Origin of the sequence: Shewanella indica (assembly GCF_033842865.1) — a bacterium.
Classification (GTDB): Bacteria; Pseudomonadota; Gammaproteobacteria; order Enterobacterales; family Shewanellaceae; genus Shewanella; species Shewanella indica.
Map to the genome: position 1 here is coordinate 3,695,934 of NZ_JAWXXR010000001.1, position 16,650 is coordinate 3,712,583.

The window sequence follows — 16,650 nt, forward strand, 5'->3', positions numbered from 1 at the left end:
GCTCTCATTCAGCCAAGCGCTTGGTAAAGCGCTGTCAGAGAATACGCCGCAGCAGAAAGTCGGCCTTGAGCCTGCGAATACGATTCATGATTTTTTTTACCGGCTTGGGGTAACTCTGCAAGGTATCTATCTGGCTGTAATGATACAAACGCTGGCTGTGCAGCAGCAGATGTTGCTGCTCTTTGGCAAAAGACTCGGCCAGCTCTTGTTTGTCATCATGCAGCAGTAAACCATTTTCCAGATCCAGGGCCCAGGCCCGCGGATTGAGATTGCTGCCGGTGAGCAGATGTTTGCGACCATCCATGCTCACCCCTTTGAGGTGATAACTGTTGTTGTCATGCTTCCACAGATGGATATTGAGTAGTCCTTGATCAACCGCCCACTGCTGGCGTTTGACAAACTTGCGCAGCGACTGCTCATAGAGGTACGGCAATGCACCTATGGTGGAAAAATCCTGATCCGGCGGAATATAGAAGTCATTGGCCGTCTTGTCACCCACCAAAATATCCAGACGCTTGCCGTTACGCAGATGTTTAACCAACGCCCGCACCAAAGCATAGGGCGGGTTAAAATAGGGAGTGCAGATAAAAAGCGATTCCTTGGACTCCTCAACCATGGCGAGTACCGCCTTGTTGAGCGGATTGCGCTTGCGTCCAAGCCCCAAAAGCGGCGTGACCCGCAATCCCTCTTCAACGCCCTTGAATTGATAGCTTGCCGCCGACAATCGCTGCTTAAAGCTTCTGACATCAATTTTTTCCGGCAGCACTTCCTCTTCTTCCGGACAGCTCAGGCAACTGACCGCTTTGTCGCTTAAAATAGCACTGTCAATCATCTCTCGCATGCTGGCAGCCAGCTCGGCCGATTCCAGCAAGTGATAGCGATCGAAACGGTATCTGTCTTTCTGCTGCAGGTAGATATTATTGAGGCTGGCGCCGCTGTATATCACGGCATCATCGACAATAAAGCCCTTGAGGTGCAGTACTCCCATAAACTCACGGGATTTCACCGGTACGCCATAGATGTTGAAACGCTGCTGCGCTTGCGCCATCACCTGACGGTACATCAGGTTGTTGCCGCCATCGCCCTTGTGGCCGATAAGGCCGCGGCGGGCACGGTGAAAATCTACCAACACTTTGATTTCGAGTTCGGGTCTGGCTGCCTTGGCCGCCAGCAGTTCGGCAAGTATTTCGCGTCCGGCCTCATCGTCTTCCAGATAGAGTGCCGCAATATAGATGGCCTCTTTGGCGCTACGGATCCGCTCAATCAAGGTCTGTTTGAAGTTACTTGGGGTCAGCAGCCAGTGCAATGCATCCGGCGCTATGGCAATTCCACCCAGCTTATCCAGCAAGGTATCCTCCTGTCACTGTATGTTCCGGCAATCCACTCGCTCCTTGTGTTTCCCGGCAAAATGTCCTTCCCCTGTGATGGCGTAATCGATAAAGATCCACGGCGGGGCGAATAAGGCAATAGAAATTACCCACTTGTCTTCTATCGGGCAAGCCTTTTCTAGTCAACAGCCGCTATTGGTTCACGATTTCGGCGCAATTTGTATCAAAAGAGGCTATGAGGACACCGCGCCAAGAGTAAAACCGACCCAGATCACGCTTTTGTGATGGCAGCCCTGTTATCACAGCATTAGCCTTATACACTAATATGCCCTTAATCCCTCACTCACTTAACTCAAACCTGGACGGCAATGAACAAACAATTCTGGTTGACGCTTATCGGTACCCTGCTCGCGGCCTGGGCCTTGTTTCACTTCAAAACCTATCTCGGCCCTTTGGTACTGCCGCTGTTTATCGGTTTGGTATTGATAGTCACACTTAAACTCTATGCACTGATGGACAAGGACGACAGCTAAGGCTCTGCAGGTTATACTCTCGAAAGCATTCACGGAACCGGAGGCTTTTTTATGCCACAGTTGTCCCTGCAGGGCTTGGCACGTCCACTGTTGTTATTGAGCGCCATGGCGCTGTCTTCCCCTTTGAAGGCCGATAATACCTCCCTTGATGATCTTTTGACTCTGATCACTCCGGCCTCATCACAAACTGCCGTCTGGATAGAAGATCTGCAAAGCGGCGAGCAACTGCTGAGCCACAACAGTGAAACCCTGATGATCCCGGCCAGTACTCAAAAACTGCTGACCGCGGTAACGGCCACTGAGCTGCTGGGAGAGGAGTTTCGTTATCACACCAGCATTCTCAGTACCAATTCGCCCAAAAATGGCGTACTTCAAGGCGATCTCTATCTACTGTTCAGTGGCGATCCTACCTTAAAGCGCCAGGATCTGATGGAACTGTTCAAGCGTGTCACCGAAGCGGGTATCAACCAGGTACAGGGCAACCTTATCTTGATAGGAGAAACCCATGAGCAGCTTAGAGCACCCGGTTGGGTATGGGATGACTTGGGGATCTGTTACGCAGCCCCCGTCTCCAGCTATGTGATTAACCAAAACTGTGTCCATGGCAAACTCGAACCCACACTCGCCTCAGACAAAGCCAAAATTTCAGCGCCGGTTTATCTGCCGGTCAAGCTGACCACCAACGCCATTTTCGACAAAGGTCACAAGCAGGGCTTTTGCGAACTGCAACTGGACCGGTTACCCGGCAACCACTTTCATTTCAGTGGCTGTTTCCCGGGCGCTCAGGTATTACCGCTGGCGCTGGCGGTCAACGACCCCGGCCAATATGCCATCGACAGCGTCGCCGGCATTATCAAGGGTAAACTCAGTATCAAAGGCAAGATACTGACCTCCAATCAGCTGCCGGCCAGCTCCAGGGTGGTAGCCAGTCATGCCTCGGATGCCCTGCCCGAGCTGTTGGAAATCATGTTACTGGAATCTGACAACCTGATTGCCGACAGCCTACTTAAACAGCTGGGGAAACACTATTATGGTGATGGCGCCAGTTTCAGTGCCGGCGCCAAAGCCATCAGGGAAGTGCTGGCAGAAAAAGGTGTAGTGCTGGAAAGAGCCCAGTTGATAGATGGCTCCGGACTGTCACGCTATAACCTGCTCAATGCCAGGCAGTTGGCGCAGTTGCTGCGATTAATTGCCGATACCCCGGATTACCAATGGTTGATGCACAAGCTACCGGTTTCCGGCCACAGCGGCACCTTAAAGTACCGCAAGCGCTATGCCAACAAGCCGCTCAAGGGCAGAGTCTGGGCCAAAACCGGCAGTATGCAGGGTGTGGTGAATCTGGCCGGTTATGTTACCGATGGCAGTGACAAGCAAGTGCCCAGATACCTGTTTGTAGTGCTGGAAAATGGTTTGAGCCCCCAGAGCAAGGAGCTTGAAGCCGCGCCCTTTGCCACACTTTTGCTGCAGGGGCTGACAGATTTTCGCACAAACAGCCGCGCAGAAGGCCAACTGGCGGCAAAAGAGCAAGATAAACCCAAAGCTGCACAACAGGAAAAAGCCCAGGCCGAGCTGAATGTCAGCGCCCGTTAGTAGGGCAACGTCAAAGCTTGTACTTAGATAAAACGCCAACAAAGCCATGAGAAAAGAGCCGCTTATAGCGGCTCTTTCGATTCAGCTTGAATACTTCTGCGTTCTCAGAACAGCTCGGGCGCAAGGGCCATCACACTGTCATCACCACCGGCCAGCTGACTCAAATGGAAATCGGCTTTGGCCAACAATTTGGCAAAGTAGAACTCCTTCAGTTGGTTCTTGACCTCGGCAAAGCCTGGCTCAAGGGTATTATCGGTTGCAGCGAGTGCCTTATCTGCCATCAACAGCCACAGGTAACCGTAGAGTATGTAACCAAAGGCATCCAAGGCTTCAACCGCCAAGGCGTTAATAAGCGCAGGCTTATCGCCTTTTTGCTCGTTAATAGCGGCAATCGCGCTGGCGAACTGGTCAAACAGGCTTTCAACGCGCTGTTTCTGCTCATTTGATACTTGTCCAAAAGTCGCCATATCAACCTTGATATCGGCGATAAACTCATTCAAGGTTGCCAAGCGATCACCTGTCAGCTTGCGCCCCAAAAAGTCAATGGCCTGAATACCATTGGTGCCCTCATAAATCTGGGCGATACGGGTATCACGCACCAATTGCTCTATGCCGGTCTCACGAATATAGCCGTGGCCACCGAATACCTGCTGCGCCAATATGGTAGCGTCCAGACCGCGATCGGTCAGGAACGCCTTAGCGACCGGAGTCAAGAGACCCACGTAACGACTGGCTTTGGTTTTAATCGCTTCATCTTCGGCAAACTTGGCCAGATCCAGCTGTTTACCTGTGAGCATAGCCAAGGCCCTGCCCGCTTCTGTCATGGCGCGGATATTCAGCAGCATGCGCCTTACGTCGCCATGTACCAAAATAGGATCTGAATCGCTGCCGGTGGGTGAGCCACCGGCAGCGACGCCCTGGAGGCGCTCTTTGGCATAATCGGCCGCCATCTGATAAGCGCCCTGAGCACTGCCAAGCCCCTGGATACCTATGGACAGACGTTCATAGTTCATCATGGTGAACATGCACACCAGGCCACGATTGGGCTCGCCGATAAGATACCCCTCGGCATCATCAAAATTCATCACACAAGTCGCCGAACCCTTGAGACCCATCTTGTGCTCGATGGCACCGACGGTTACACCGTTGGCTGCGCCCAAACTGCCGTCATCGGCCACTTTGAACTTAGGTACCAGGAATAGCGAGATGCCTTTGCTGCCGCTGATCTTGGCCAGCACCAGATGAACCAGGTTCTCGGTCAAGTCCTGATCGCCACCTGTGATGAAAATTTTTGAACCACTGATAAGGAAACTGCCGCTGTCAGTTGGTTCAGCGCGGGTGCGGATATTACGCAAGTCCGAACCGGCCTGAGGCTCTGTCATATCCATGGCGCCGGCCCATTCACCTGAGTAGAGTTTAGGCAGATATTTGGCCTTGAGCTCCTCACTACCGTGGGCGTGAATACACAGTGCAGCACCTGAAGTCAGTGCACTGTAAAGTGTAAAGGCGTTACAGGCGCTATAGCCCATTTCATCGACCATGACACCGAGCATTTTCGGCATCCCCATCCCCCCCAGCTCAGGGTCGCCGCACAGCCCTACCCAACCACCGGCGGCAAACTCGGCATAAGCTTCTTTATAACCATCGGGTGTGATCACCTTGGCAGCCTCGAAACGGACTCCTTGTTCATCGCCATTGCGGTTTATAGGATGAATAAGATCGCGGCACAGTTTGGCGCCTTCTTCGAGGATGGCAGCGGCAGTATCGAGATCGACCATATCGGCCATTGCCGGCAATGAAGACCAGGTTTGTTCGGCATCAAAAACATGTTCAAGCAAGAAGCGCATGTCAGTTAACGGAGCTTGGTAGGGATTCATCTAAAGACTCTTAAACGTTGGATTTAAACACTTGTTTCAATCTAACTCAGTTAACGCAGTAATACAATGCGCCAAAGGTAGAATTACCGAGGCGATATCCACAGAAATGAGGGTTTTATGGGTATAATCATATTCTGATTATCAAGCACAACGACCAAACCCAAAGCGGATATCCCCTGCCGCTTTCCGCCGGGCCACTCTTCAGTCTCATCAAGTAGTTACAGTCAAAACTGTCGCATTGAGTTGTGAAATCTATTCATATCCCTTTTCATGGAGATATTCAGCCAAAAGTTGCTCTGTTTGTTGCTGCTGGGTCGCTTGCCAGCCATCTTCATGGACAGCCAACTCAAGTGGTCGCCGTGGCAACCAGCCTTTACGTTCAAGCTCAGGGATATCGCTAAAGGCACTCACACGACCCAGACATAGATAGGCGATAATTCTTATCTGCTCCGGGATCCCCAATGTCTCACGCAGCACTTCATCATCGAGAATACTGACCCAACCCACCCCAAGACCTTCTGCTCTGGCAGCAAGCCACAAATTTTGCACGGCACAAACCGCACTGTAGTTGTCCATTTCCGGTTTAATGGTGCGCCCAAGTACCACTGGCCCAGTGCGGCTTGGGTCGCAAGTCACGCAGATACCCAAAGGCGCTTCAACAATACCTTCTAGTTTTAGTCGCTGATAATGGCGTCGTCTTTCACCACTGAACTGCTCGGCAGAACGCGCATTGGCGGCGTCAAACCCTTCTTTAATTGCCTGGCGCTTGGCGTCACTACGCACCAGAATAAAGTCCCAAGGCTGCATAAAGCCAACGCTGGGCGCATGGTGCGCGGCATCCAGGATCCGCTGTAAACTATCCTCGGCAACCGGTTTTGACAAAAATTGGCTACGTATGTCACGACGGGCAAATATCGCCTTGTAGAGGGCTTCTCTTTCTTGCAGAGAAAACGCCTGTGCTTCGGAGGAGACGGTAAAATCAGACATGGTTCACCTCTTTGATGACTGCTGTGCCCGGACTATAGCAGGCATTTTACTGATTGGGCCAATCCGACGTTCGCGGATTTGATGCCATATCAGCAAGCGCTTTATGGAAAAATACCAGGTCGTTTGAATGACCCGGTATTTTCAATACTGTTCAAGGCAAAGGTTCAGGCTTTATCAGACACTCACTTCTCCACGATCTTGTTTATTGTCCGTGCCGCCGGCTTTTCCATCTTCATTGCTGTTCTTGCCTTGTTCACCAGATGCCGTTAATGCGGCTTGCTGCTCTTTTGCTTCCAGCTCCTTGGCCTTTTGCTCGGCTTCAGCCCTTGCCTGCTTGAGGGTTTCTTCAGCTTCCTTGAGTGCTGAAGCTTCTGCCATCGCCTCTTTAGGGATAAGGCTGATAAGTTCAATTCCCGTTGGCAAGTCTGTCGTGTTACCGGTCAACATAGTGACCTTGCCGTTTTTCAAATACATCAGTGGTACTACAGTTTCACCATAACGACGGTAAAAATCTTTGTAGCCGAAGCTCTCCGTCAGATTAGTGCTCTTAAGCACTCCGCCCTTAGACATCAAGCTGGCCAGTTTGGCGTAGGAAACTGTCTCCCCGAATAGGCACATACGCTTCAAGTAAGATTCAGATAACTGATGGCGAGCGCTGGTACCGTTGTTCTCCGAGTTACTGAGACCATAAACCTTCTTCTGCCCGAGGATATCCTGGAAATGGAAATAGACCAAAGGATTGAGCTGACGATATGGGGAGAGGATCAGCACCTTGCCGATACCGGTCAAATCCAGATAGGTGTCGGCATGTTCGGAAGCCGGATTACCGAAATAAACCGGAATATTATCCATTCGTGCCAAACGAATATTATCCCAGTTACTGTCGGCGAGGATGACCTTGATATCCTTACCCTTGAGCACCTTGGCCAGCTCCCGGGAAAACTTGGAAGCGCCAAAGATAAGCAGGCCGCGGGCGGACCCCGCTTGTACCCCAAGCATATTGGCCCAGCGTCTGGCCGTGAGTGACTGGATCACAACCGTGCCTATGATGATTAAGAACACCAACGGCACTATAGTTTCAGCCCCGGGCACTTGCATCTTCTCCAGCTTGATGGCAAACAGTGATGACACTGCCGCCGCTACTATCCCTCTTGGTGCCACCCAGCTCAAAAACCACTTTTCAGGGCTACTAAGAGACGTTCCTATACCAGAGATCCAGATACTCAAGGGCCTAGCCACCAAGAGTACCACTGCCAGTACCCCAAGACCGCCCAGCCCTAAGTCGAGCATGGCAGATGAGTCCAACCTGGCGGCGAGCAAAATAAACAGCGCCGAGATAAGCAGTACCGTGAGAGTCTCTTTAAACTCAAGAATATCGGCAATATCCACACCGCGCATATTGGCCAGCCAAATCCCCATTACTGTCACTGTTAGCAGGCCGGACTCCTCCTGAAGCAGATTCGAGCCGACAAAGACCCCGAGCATTATGGTTAACACTGCCGTATTAGTGAGATAATGAGGCAAGAGGTTACTTCTCAGCATCCGACCAACAAGATAACCGGCCAGAGCCCCCAGGCCCAGGCCTATCCCCAGCATGGAGCCGAGCGCCAGCAGTACATGCGCCGTCTGCCCGGCGCTGACAGTAATATACTCAAACACCAATACCGCCAGCATGGCGCCTATCGGATCTATGACTATCCCCTCCCAGCGCAGAATGCTGGCCAACTGAGACTTGGGTTTAACAGTTCTGAGCATGGGCACTATCACAGTCGGGCCGGTCACCACGACCAAGGCACCAAACAGCAACGCCAGCGGCCAGTCAAAGCTCAACAAAAAATGCGCCGCCGAGGCGATGCAGCCCCAGGTAATCAATGCCCCCACAGACACTAAATGCGTCACCATCCGGCCGTGATCTTTGATCTCCTTGAAGTTGAGTGTCAACGCCCCCTCAAACAGAATCACCGCCACCCCGAGGGAAATTATCGGGAACAGCAGATCACCGAAAATCGCGTCGGGATTAAGTAAACCTAGTCCAGGCCCCAGCAATAAACCACACAATAGCAGCGGCAATATCGCCGGCAGACGCATCCGCCAGCCAATCCACTGACACGCCAGAGACAAGACTCCTATCAACGCCAGCATGGCGGTGATTTTTTCAACCATAAGTGAATCCTTTTGTTTGGCTCGCCCCGAAAGCCGTTCTACCATCAGCCCAGTAAAAGCCGCATTCGCATTATGAGCATATATGAGTTAACGAAATATGTACCAGCTTTGAATATCAATGATTTTCAAAACCCGGTTATACAAGAATAAAATCTGATAAGAACTGGAAGATGCACATAATATTAAGCAAAAGTGCTTTTCCAAGGAAGTTGATAAGGCTGCAAAACTAACTTTATAAAAACAATAAGTTAACTATCGATTTTCAGTTTGCCAAGATGCAGGGTTTACCTATTTTGCGTGATTAGACAGGGAAAAGTCGTTAAGACCTTTCCCTTTTCTGACTATTCCGGCTTTATCATCTCAAAATGGCTGTAGGCCCTGGCAGTGGCTATCCTGCCCCTGGGAGTACGCTGGATAAAACCTTGCTGAATAAGAAATGGCTCCAGCACATCCTCTATGGTTTCCCGCTCTTCGCCTATAGCCGCCGCCAGGTTGTCGAGCCCCACTGGGCCGCCCATAAACTTGTCGATGATCGCCAGCAGCAACTTGCGGTCCATGTAATCGAAGCCTTCGCCGTCCACATCCAGCATATCCAGCGCTTGCTCGGCCACCAACTTGGTGATCCGGCCATCGTGTTTCACCTCGGCAAAGTCACGCACCCGTCTGAGCAGGCGGTTGGCGATCCGCGGGGTTCCGCGGGCACGGCGAGCGATTTCCCTGGCGCCGTCCGAGTCCATCTGCAGTTCCAACATCTTGGCAGAGCGGGCAACTATGGTGCTGAGGTCGTCCACATTGTAAAACTCTAGCCGCAGCGGGATCCCGAAACGAGCCCTTAACGGCGAAGTGAGCGCACCGGCGCGGGTGGTAGCGCCCACCAGGGTAAATGGCGGCAAGTCCAGTTTGATAGAACGGGCCGCCGGGCCCTCGCCTATCATGATATCCAGCTGATAATCTTCCATCGCCGGATAGAGAATTTCTTCCACCACAGGGCTGAGACGATGAATTTCATCGATAAACAGGACATCGCCCGGCTCGAGATTGGTCAGCAATGCCGCCAGATCGCCGGCTTTTTCCAGCACTGGCCCCGAGGTGGACTTGATATTCACCCCCATCTCATTGGCCACTATCATTGCCAAGGTGGTCTTGCCAAGCCCCGGCGGGCCGTAGATCAACATGTGATCCAAGGCTTCCTGGCGGTTTTTGGCGGCTTGAATAAACACCTTGAGCTGAGCGCGAGCCTCATTCTGACCTGTATACTCGTCCAGCAACTTGGGACGCATCGCCCGATCGATAAGCTCCTCCTGAGGAGAGCTTTGGGGTTGGATCAGTCTGTCGGCCTCTATCATGCCTTTACCTTCATTCCTCAGTTATCCGCTCCATGTTACAGCATGGATTTGAGTGCGGCCTTGATCAGGGTTTCTGAATCTATGCCTTCAACAAAGGCGCTGGAAACCGCTTTGCTGGCCTGGGCGGGTTTATAACCCAAAGAGAGCAAGGCTGCAATGGCATCTTCTTCGGCGTTGTTGGGCGCTTCTGCCGGGGTAAAATTGGACTTGAGCACAAACTCACGCTCATTGCCGCTGGAGGCTTCCATCAGGCTCTTGAGCTTGTCGCGCATCTCAACCAATAAACGCTCGGCGGTCTTCTTGCCCACCCCCGGCAGTTTTACCAAAGTGGCGATATCATCGCGCTCGACACAGCTGACAAATTCCTGCGCCGTCAGCCCCGACAGTATGGTCAGCGCCAACTTAGGGCCGACCCCATTGGCCTTGATAAGTAACCTGAACAGCGCTCTTTCCTGCTTGGTAATAAAGCCATACAGCAGTTGAGCATCTTCACGCACCACAAAGTGGGTATAGAGAGTGGTGCTCTGTTGCAGTTCCGGCAACTCATAAAAGCTGGTCAGCGGCATCTGCAGTTCATAGCCCACGCCATGCACATCCAACAACACTTCCGGAGCTTGCTTTTCCAGCAATATTCCCTGTAAACGCCCTATCATCTGTATCTTCCATAGCTGCGGGCCGTTGCCCGGCCACCGAGGGCAACCAGACTCTGGCAAGTATGATAATGACACACGGCCACGGCGAGCGCATCTGCCGCATCCGCCTGCGGGGCGGCCGGCAGTTTGAGCAGCTGCTGGATCATGTGTTGTACCTGGGTTTTCTGAGCCCTGCCTGTCCCAACCACGGCGCTTTTGATCTGGGTTGCCGTGTATTCAGCCACCGGCAAATGCGCCGCTGTGGCCGCCACTATGGCCGCGCCTCTGGCCTGGCCCAATTTCAGCGCCGAATCGGCATTTTTGGCCAGAAACACTTTCTCAATGGCAAACTGCTCCGGCTGATATTGGCGGATAATCTCCGACAGGCCATCGAATATCTGTTTGAGACGGGAGGGAAGGTCCTCGCAGCTGGTGCGAATGCAACCGCTGCCGAGGTAAATCTGGTGTCTTCCCTGACACTGGATCACGCCGTAGCCAGTGATCCGCGAGCCAGGGTCAACACCTAAAATAATCGCCATAGTCCGCCTTATCAGCCGAGGCGTTCCATCACATCATCGGCAATTTCCGCGTTGTGATAAACTTCCTGAACGTCGTCGTGATCTTCCAGCGTGTCGATAAGACGCAGGAACTTGGCGGCGGTATCTTCATCCAGATCGGCCTTGGTCGATGGCACCATGGTCACTTCAGCATTCACCGCTTCAACCCCAATCGCATCCAGCGCATCTTTTACCGCACCGAAATCGGCAGGTGCAGTGTATACATCCACAGAGCCGTCATCATTGCTGACCACATCCTCGGCGCCGGCTTCCAGCGCGGCTTCCATGATGGCATCCTCATCAACGCCTTCTTCGTAGCTGATAACGCCCTGCTTGGTGAACAGATACGCCACTGAGCCGTCTGTGCCCAGGTTACCACCTGACTTATTGAAGGCGTTACGTACGCCGGTCACAGTGCGGTTGCGGTTGTCTGTCATGCACTCGACCATAACGGCGGTGCCGCCTGGGCCATAACCTTCATAAACAACGGTTTCCAGCGCCTGGCCGTCGAGCTCACCGGCACCGCGCTTAACCGCACGATCGACTGTGTCACGGGTCATGTTGTTGGACAGCGCTTTGTCGATAGCGGCACGTAAACGGGGGTTGGAATCCGGATCTGAGCCACCTTCGCGGGCTGAAACTGTCAGCTCGCGGATAAGTTTGGTGAACAGTTTACCGCGCTTGGCATCCTGAGCGGCCTTGCGGTGTTTGATGTTGGCCCATTTACTATGACCTGCCATAGGTATATCTCCTCTCAATACCGGCTTAAATTCAGACCGGTAAAAAAACAGACCGAGGCTTATGCCCCGGTTTGATTCACACTTTTATGACTTCAAGCTCAGTCATTCAGACTTCAGCTTTGTCGGCGGCCTTTTCGGCAACCTTGATACCCAATTCCACCAGTTGTTGTGGATTGGCCTCACCCGGTGCATTGGTCAGCGGGCAGGCTGCGGTAGTGGTTTTCGGGAACGCCATTACGTCACGAATCGAGCTGGCGCCTGTCATCAGCATAACCAGACGGTCGAGACCGAAGGCCAAACCTGCGTGCGGTGGTGTGCCGTAGCGCAGCGCTTCCAGCAGGAAGCCGAATTTTTCTTTGGCTTCTTCATCTGTGATCCCAAGAATACGGAATACCGTGGCCTGCATCTCCTGATTGTGGATACGTACAGAGCCGCCACCGAGTTCGGTACCGTTGAGTACCATATCATAAGCGTCGGATACCGTCTCGGCCGGGTTGGCTTCCAGCTCGGCCGGAGTCACGCCCCGCGGCGCGGTAAACGGATGGTGCACTGCGTACAGGCGACCATCGGCCTTTTCGAACATAGGGAAGTCCACCACCCACAGCGGCGCCCACTCGCCCTGGAGCAGGTTGAAATCTTCACCCAGTTTCAGACGCAGCGCGCCCATGGCTTCGGCAACCACGTTGGCCTTGTCGGCACCAAACAGTATGATATCGCCGCTTTGCGCGCCGGTGCGTTCCAGCAGCGCCTTAACGATATCTTCATTGAGGAACTTGAGCACAGGTGACTGAATGCCTTCCATGCCTGCAGCCAGATCGTTGACCTTCATCCAGGCCAAACCGCGGGCACCGTAGATACCGACATACTTGGTGTAGTCGTCTATCTGCTTACGGGACAACTCGGCGCCACCCGGCACCCGGATAACCGCCACACGGCCTTCAACATCGTTGGCCGGGCCGTTGAATACCGCAAACTCAACATCCTTGACCAGATCGGCCACGTCCACCAGTTCCAGCGGGTTACGCAGATCCGGCTTGTCGGAGCCGAAACGGCGCATGGCTTCGGCATAGGTCATGGTCGGGAATTCACCCAGGTCCACGTTGAGCAGTTCGAGGAACAGACTGCGCACCATCTCCTCGGTCTTTTGCATCACCTGCTCAGAGCTCATGAAAGAGGTTTCGATATCAATCTGGGTAAATTCAGGCTGACGGTCGGCGCGCAAGTCTTCGTCGCGGAAACATTTGACGATTTGGTAGTAACGGTCGAAACCGGACATCATCAACAGCTGTTTGAACAGCTGAGGCGACTGAGGCAAGGCAAAAAACTGCCCCTTGTATGTGCGGCTTGGCACCAGATAGTCACGGGCGCCTTCCGGCGTGGCCTTGGTCAGAATGGGGGTTTCGATATCCAAAAAGCCGTTGCTGTCCATAAAACGACGCACGGCACTGGTGACCTTGGCGCGGAAAATCAGTCGCTGGGCCATTTCCGGACGACGCAGATCCAGATAGCGATACTTGAGACGCTGCTCTTCGCTGTTGTTCTGGAAGTTATCCATACTCAGCGGCAGAGGGTCGGCGGCGTTGATTATAGTCAGTTCCTTACCCAGCACCTCAATTTCACCGGTACGCATATGAGCGTTGACCTGGCTGTCGGGACGGGCTCTGACCACACCTTTAACCTGGACACAGAATTCGTTGCGCAGTGTGCTGGCGACATCGAAAACCTCAGGCAAGTCCGGGTCATATACTACCTGGATCAATCCTTCACGATCCCGGAGATCCAAAAACACCACACCACCCAAGTCGCGGCTACGGTTTACCCAACCCACCAGGGTCACTTCTTGTCCAACGTGGGACTTGTTTACGTCCCCACAATAATGACTGCGCATCTGCTTTATATCCTTTATTCCGGCCTGCTGAGCTCTGGAACGATTCAACACGATAAGAGCGGCATTATAGAGAAAATCTGCCGCTTACCAAAGTACTTCACTTTCAGACGGTGAAGTATCAAACAGTTTGCTCCCTTTGACCAGTGGCTGAAACCAGGTCAAGGCACGAGCGTTCAAAATAACAACAATCAGGCACTGCGATAACAGTTACCGCCGCCCTTCTTGGCGCGATACATGAGTTGATCGGCCCGTTTGAGCAGTTCGATGGCGTTGTCACCATCCATCGGATACACGCTGATCCCGATACTGAGCGACAACTGCACACTGATATCTTGCCACTTAAGAGGTCCTGCCAGCGATTGGATCAAGTTTTCCGCCACCTGGCAGACAGCATCGAAATCCTGAATCCGATTGAGGATCACCACAAATTCGTCGCCACCAAAGCGTACCAGGGTATCAGATTTGCGAATAACAGTAGCCAAGCGTTCCGTTACTTGTACCAGCATTCTATCCCCAACCTCATGGCCATAGGTGTCGTTAATGGCCTTAAAGCCATCGACACCCAAAAACAGCACAGCAAAGCGCTCCTGCTCTCTGGCATGTTGCAAAAACGCCTGCTCCAGCCTGTCATCGAGTAGCGCCCTATTGGGTAAGCCGGTGAGCGGATCGTGATTGGCAAGATGCTTCATCTTGAGCTCGGCCTCGCGCCTTAAGCTCGTTTCCCGGCTGAGGCGCCGATTGAGCTGCAACACCAGCAGTGCAATAAACAGCGCAATCAAGAGTGCCAGCAGAAAATAGCCAAGCCACTCCTTATATTGTTGGCTCTTGTCGGTAATCACAGTGCCAATCCATTTTTCATGGATCCTTTGCCTTTGGCTGTCATCTATACCGCTTATTACCCGGTTAATCAAAGGCACCAAAGGTTTGTAGCCTGACGTGACGCCAATATGGCTCTTTTGATCGGCCATATCGGTTATCAGGTTCATCTTCAGTGCCGGATATTGCCCGGTAGAAAGTGCCGAGGCCAGCGATATCACTTTATCGATAAAGAGATCCGCCCTTCCCTGGTTGACCGCCTCCAATCCTTCACGCATGCCGGGCACCAATACCGGGATTATCCCCTGGCTCTTGGCCATAAGTTCACCGGCGAGCTGATAACCTTCAACAATCGCCACCCGCTGGCCATTGAGTTGCCCCAGGCTATAAAGATTCAGATGATTTACAGTGGATACCATGGCCCAGGGCGATGGCCAATAACCATCGGAAAAAGCCAGCGCAGCATCTTGCTCATCCCTCGCCGCCAGGCTGGCGGCCATCACCACATCGCCGCTGCCAAGCGCCTTGAGGAGATCGCGCCACTCATCGAAAGCCACGGGCGCGAGTTTAAGCCCCAACTGTTGCGCCACCCTGGTCATCACGTCGGCATTAATTCCGGCAAACTGCCCCTGCTCATCCTTGAATTCAAAGGGCGGCCAATCCTTGAGATAACCCACTTTAAGCTCGGGCAAGCTTTCAAGATAGCGCTGCTCTACCTGAGTCAATGGCAGCCGACTCTGCTCCTTGTTGTAAACATGATCGTCACCATTGAGCATCCATTTGTTTTCCAGCGCCGCCAACTCGTCGCGGGTCAACAGATTAAAGCCCGCGCTCAGTCTTTGGGTCAGGCCATGGTCCTGCCTGCGGGTCAACACATAGATATCTGAGCTGAATTGCAAGGCTTTTGCTTGCTGGTAACCGGCCCAGAGTCCATGAGTCAACAGGTAGTGCTGAGTCCAGGCCGAGGGCGAGACGAAGCCTGAGATATCACCGCGGTCGGCGGCATTGACCATGGCATCGAGAGAGTCGAAATATTTGAGCTGTACCTTGGGCAAGCCCTGTTTCAGCTCTGTGATATAAGGTGATGACGGGAAAATGCCTAAGCGTTTGCCGTCCAAAAGTGCAGGCGAATCCACCACCTGCCCTTTGAGAAATAGCCGACTGTTTTGGGTGTGCAAGTGCCAGGCACGCTTGAGTCCTGAGCTGAGGTCATCACTTTCCGGATAGCCTATATGGGCATCAACAATCCCCTGCTTGACCTGCTCCAGAGTGTTGTTCATGCTACCGGCAACAAACTCCACCGGCACCCCGGTTTTGGCAGACCATTTGTGCCAGATATCCACATACAGGCCATGGGGTAAACCATCCGGGCCAAGATCGGAAAACGGCTCCATATTCAGTGGCATGGCAACCGTGATCCCATGCTGATCGGCGCGATAGCCCAGCCAGCGCCTCTGGGTCTGGACGATAAACTCAGGAGTAATCTGGGCAAAGCCACTATCGATTTCGGCCACCAAGGCCTGCCTGCCTTTGGCAACAGCCGGCGCCACCGGCGAGTGCTTTATCAGCATCCTGTTGGCGGTTGGATATTGCTGGGCAATACTGCGCGCCAATTGCCGATCACGAAGATACCCTTCCATGCCGGCAAACACCTTGATCTCTCCGCGGGATACCGCCTTGAGCAAAGCGTCGCGACCTGGGTATAAGGCAAATGACAGGCCGGACTGCTGCGCCTTAAGATCCGATTCGTGGGACGAGCCTGTGACTATCCCTATCCGATACGGCAGCAGCTCATCGAAACTGTCCTTGCGTCTTAGTTCAGAGTGCAGATAAAGGTAGGTGTCAATACGACTGATGGGCTTGGCAAATTCAAACTCTGCTTCGCGCTCCGGGGTCAGCGCCAACGCCAGGTGCACATCCGCCTTGCCTTCTTTGAGCTGTTTCAAAGAGTCGTTCCAGTGCCGCGCCACTAGTGTGATGGGTCTTTGATTGACCCGGCTCCATTCCTGCCAAAGGTCCACCAATATCCCCCGTGGCTGGCCGGCATCATCAACAAATTGGTAGGGATAGCTGTCCTCCCCCATGACGATGACAAGAGGGGGGGCAGAAGACAGATCTTGGGTGGCCGCTTCCAGCGGCAGACATACGAGCACCCACAATAGACTCAAAAGAGAGGTCAGCGATTTCAAGTGC

The 16,650-nt window shown here is 53.1% G+C and carries 12 protein-coding genes; 2 read left to right on the forward strand and 10 right to left on the reverse strand.

Translation table 11 applies throughout. The annotated features are described in order from the left end of the window. Positions 1–34: 34 nt before the first annotated feature. Complete coding sequence (pssA, locus tag SIL79_RS16600) at positions 35–1,348, reverse strand: CDP-diacylglycerol--serine O-phosphatidyltransferase (protein WP_144361510.1); 1,314 nt, start codon at positions 1,346–1,348, stop codon at positions 35–37. Between the two features lie 348 nt (positions 1,349–1,696). Here pssA and SIL79_RS16605 point away from each other — a divergent pair, with 348 nt between their 5' ends. Then, positions 1,697–1,861: a hypothetical protein gene (locus SIL79_RS16605; protein ID WP_100143596.1), complete on the forward strand. Its 165-nt coding sequence runs from the start codon at positions 1,697–1,699 to the stop codon at positions 1,859–1,861. A 51-nt stretch (positions 1,862–1,912) separates the two neighbouring features. Further along, positions 1,913–3,451 carry a D-alanyl-D-alanine carboxypeptidase/D-alanyl-D-alanine endopeptidase gene (dacB, locus tag SIL79_RS16610; protein ID WP_144361511.1) on the forward strand — a complete coding sequence of 513 codons (1,539 nt, stop codon included), beginning with the start codon at positions 1,913–1,915 and terminating at the stop codon, positions 3,449–3,451. 104 nt (positions 3,452–3,555) lie between these two features. On the opposite strand, the gene SIL79_RS16615 is transcribed toward dacB, so the two are convergent. The 9 genes from SIL79_RS16615 to SIL79_RS16655 all read right to left on the reverse strand — a co-directional run bounded on the left by SIL79_RS16615 (position 3,556) and on the right by SIL79_RS16655 (position 16,637). Beyond that, a complete protein-coding gene (locus tag SIL79_RS16615; protein WP_144361512.1) occupies positions 3,556–5,328 on the reverse strand; it encodes an acyl-CoA dehydrogenase family protein in 1,773 nt (590 codons plus the stop codon). Positions 5,329–5,580: 252 nt separating this feature from the next. Further along, positions 5,581–6,315 carry a 5,6-dimethylbenzimidazole synthase gene (bluB, locus tag SIL79_RS16620; protein ID WP_144361513.1) on the reverse strand — a complete coding sequence of 245 codons (735 nt, stop codon included), beginning with the start codon at positions 6,313–6,315 and terminating at the stop codon, positions 5,581–5,583. Between the two features lie 174 nt (positions 6,316–6,489). Beyond that, positions 6,490–8,478 carry a cation:proton antiporter domain-containing protein gene (locus SIL79_RS16625; RefSeq protein ID WP_071476682.1) on the reverse strand — a complete coding sequence of 663 codons (1,989 nt, stop codon included), beginning with the start codon at positions 8,476–8,478 and terminating at the stop codon, positions 6,490–6,492. A 341-nt stretch (positions 8,479–8,819) separates the two neighbouring features. Then, a complete protein-coding gene (ruvB, locus tag SIL79_RS16630) occupies positions 8,820–9,824 on the reverse strand; it encodes a Holliday junction branch migration DNA helicase RuvB (RefSeq protein ID WP_039032912.1) in 1,005 nt (334 codons plus the stop codon). A gap of 35 nt (positions 9,825–9,859) precedes the next feature. Further along, positions 9,860–10,477 (reverse strand): Holliday junction branch migration protein RuvA, encoded by a 618-nt coding sequence (gene ruvA / locus SIL79_RS16635; protein ID WP_039032911.1) that lies wholly within the window; start codon positions 10,475–10,477, stop codon positions 9,860–9,862. Continuing rightward, positions 10,474–10,995 (reverse strand): crossover junction endodeoxyribonuclease RuvC, encoded by a 522-nt coding sequence (ruvC, locus tag SIL79_RS16640; protein WP_039032910.1) that lies wholly within the window; start codon positions 10,993–10,995, stop codon positions 10,474–10,476. The genes ruvA and ruvC overlap by 4 nt, the downstream gene beginning before the upstream one ends. Positions 10,996–11,006: 11 nt before the next feature. After that, positions 11,007–11,753, reverse strand: a complete 747-nt coding sequence (locus tag SIL79_RS16645) for a YebC/PmpR family DNA-binding transcriptional regulator (RefSeq protein WP_039032909.1) — start codon at positions 11,751–11,753, stop codon at positions 11,007–11,009. Positions 11,754–11,859: 106 nt separating this feature from the next. Continuing rightward, positions 11,860–13,641 (reverse strand): aspartate--tRNA ligase, encoded by a 1,782-nt coding sequence (gene aspS, locus SIL79_RS16650; RefSeq protein ID WP_039032908.1) that lies wholly within the window; start codon positions 13,639–13,641, stop codon positions 11,860–11,862. Between the two features lie 188 nt (positions 13,642–13,829). Beyond that, entirely contained in the window at positions 13,830–16,637 is a 2,808-nt protein-coding gene (locus SIL79_RS16655) for a diguanylate cyclase domain-containing protein (protein WP_405130442.1), read from the reverse strand. Between the last annotated feature and the right edge of the window lie 13 nt (positions 16,638–16,650).

Bases quoted from the DNA above. Each gene is read 5' to 3' on its own strand.
- ruvC (WP_039032910.1), bottom strand. From the start codon at position 10,995: ATGGCGATTATTTTAGGTGTTGACCCTGGCTCGCGGATCACTGGCTAC.
- SIL79_RS16605 (WP_100143596.1), top strand. From the start codon at position 1,697: ATGAACAAACAATTCTGGTTGACGCTTATCGGTACCCTGCTCGCGGCC.
- bluB (WP_144361513.1), bottom strand. From the start codon at position 6,315: ATGTCTGATTTTACCGTCTCCTCCGAAGCACAGGCGTTTTCTCTGCAA.
- dacB (WP_144361511.1), top strand. From the start codon at position 1,913: ATGCCACAGTTGTCCCTGCAGGGCTTGGCACGTCCACTGTTGTTATTG.
- ruvB (WP_039032912.1), bottom strand. From the start codon at position 9,824: ATGATAGAGGCCGACAGACTGATCCAACCCCAAAGCTCTCCTCAGGAG.
- ruvA (WP_039032911.1), bottom strand. From the start codon at position 10,477: ATGATAGGGCGTTTACAGGGAATATTGCTGGAAAAGCAAGCTCCGGAA.
- aspS (WP_039032908.1), bottom strand. From the start codon at position 13,641: ATGCGCAGTCATTATTGTGGGGACGTAAACAAGTCCCACGTTGGACAA.
- SIL79_RS16645 (WP_039032909.1), bottom strand. From the start codon at position 11,753: ATGGCAGGTCATAGTAAATGGGCCAACATCAAACACCGCAAGGCCGCT.
- SIL79_RS16625 (WP_071476682.1), bottom strand. From the start codon at position 8,478: ATGGTTGAAAAAATCACCGCCATGCTGGCGTTGATAGGAGTCTTGTCT.
- SIL79_RS16615 (WP_144361512.1), bottom strand. From the start codon at position 5,328: ATGAATCCCTACCAAGCTCCGTTAACTGACATGCGCTTCTTGCTTGAA.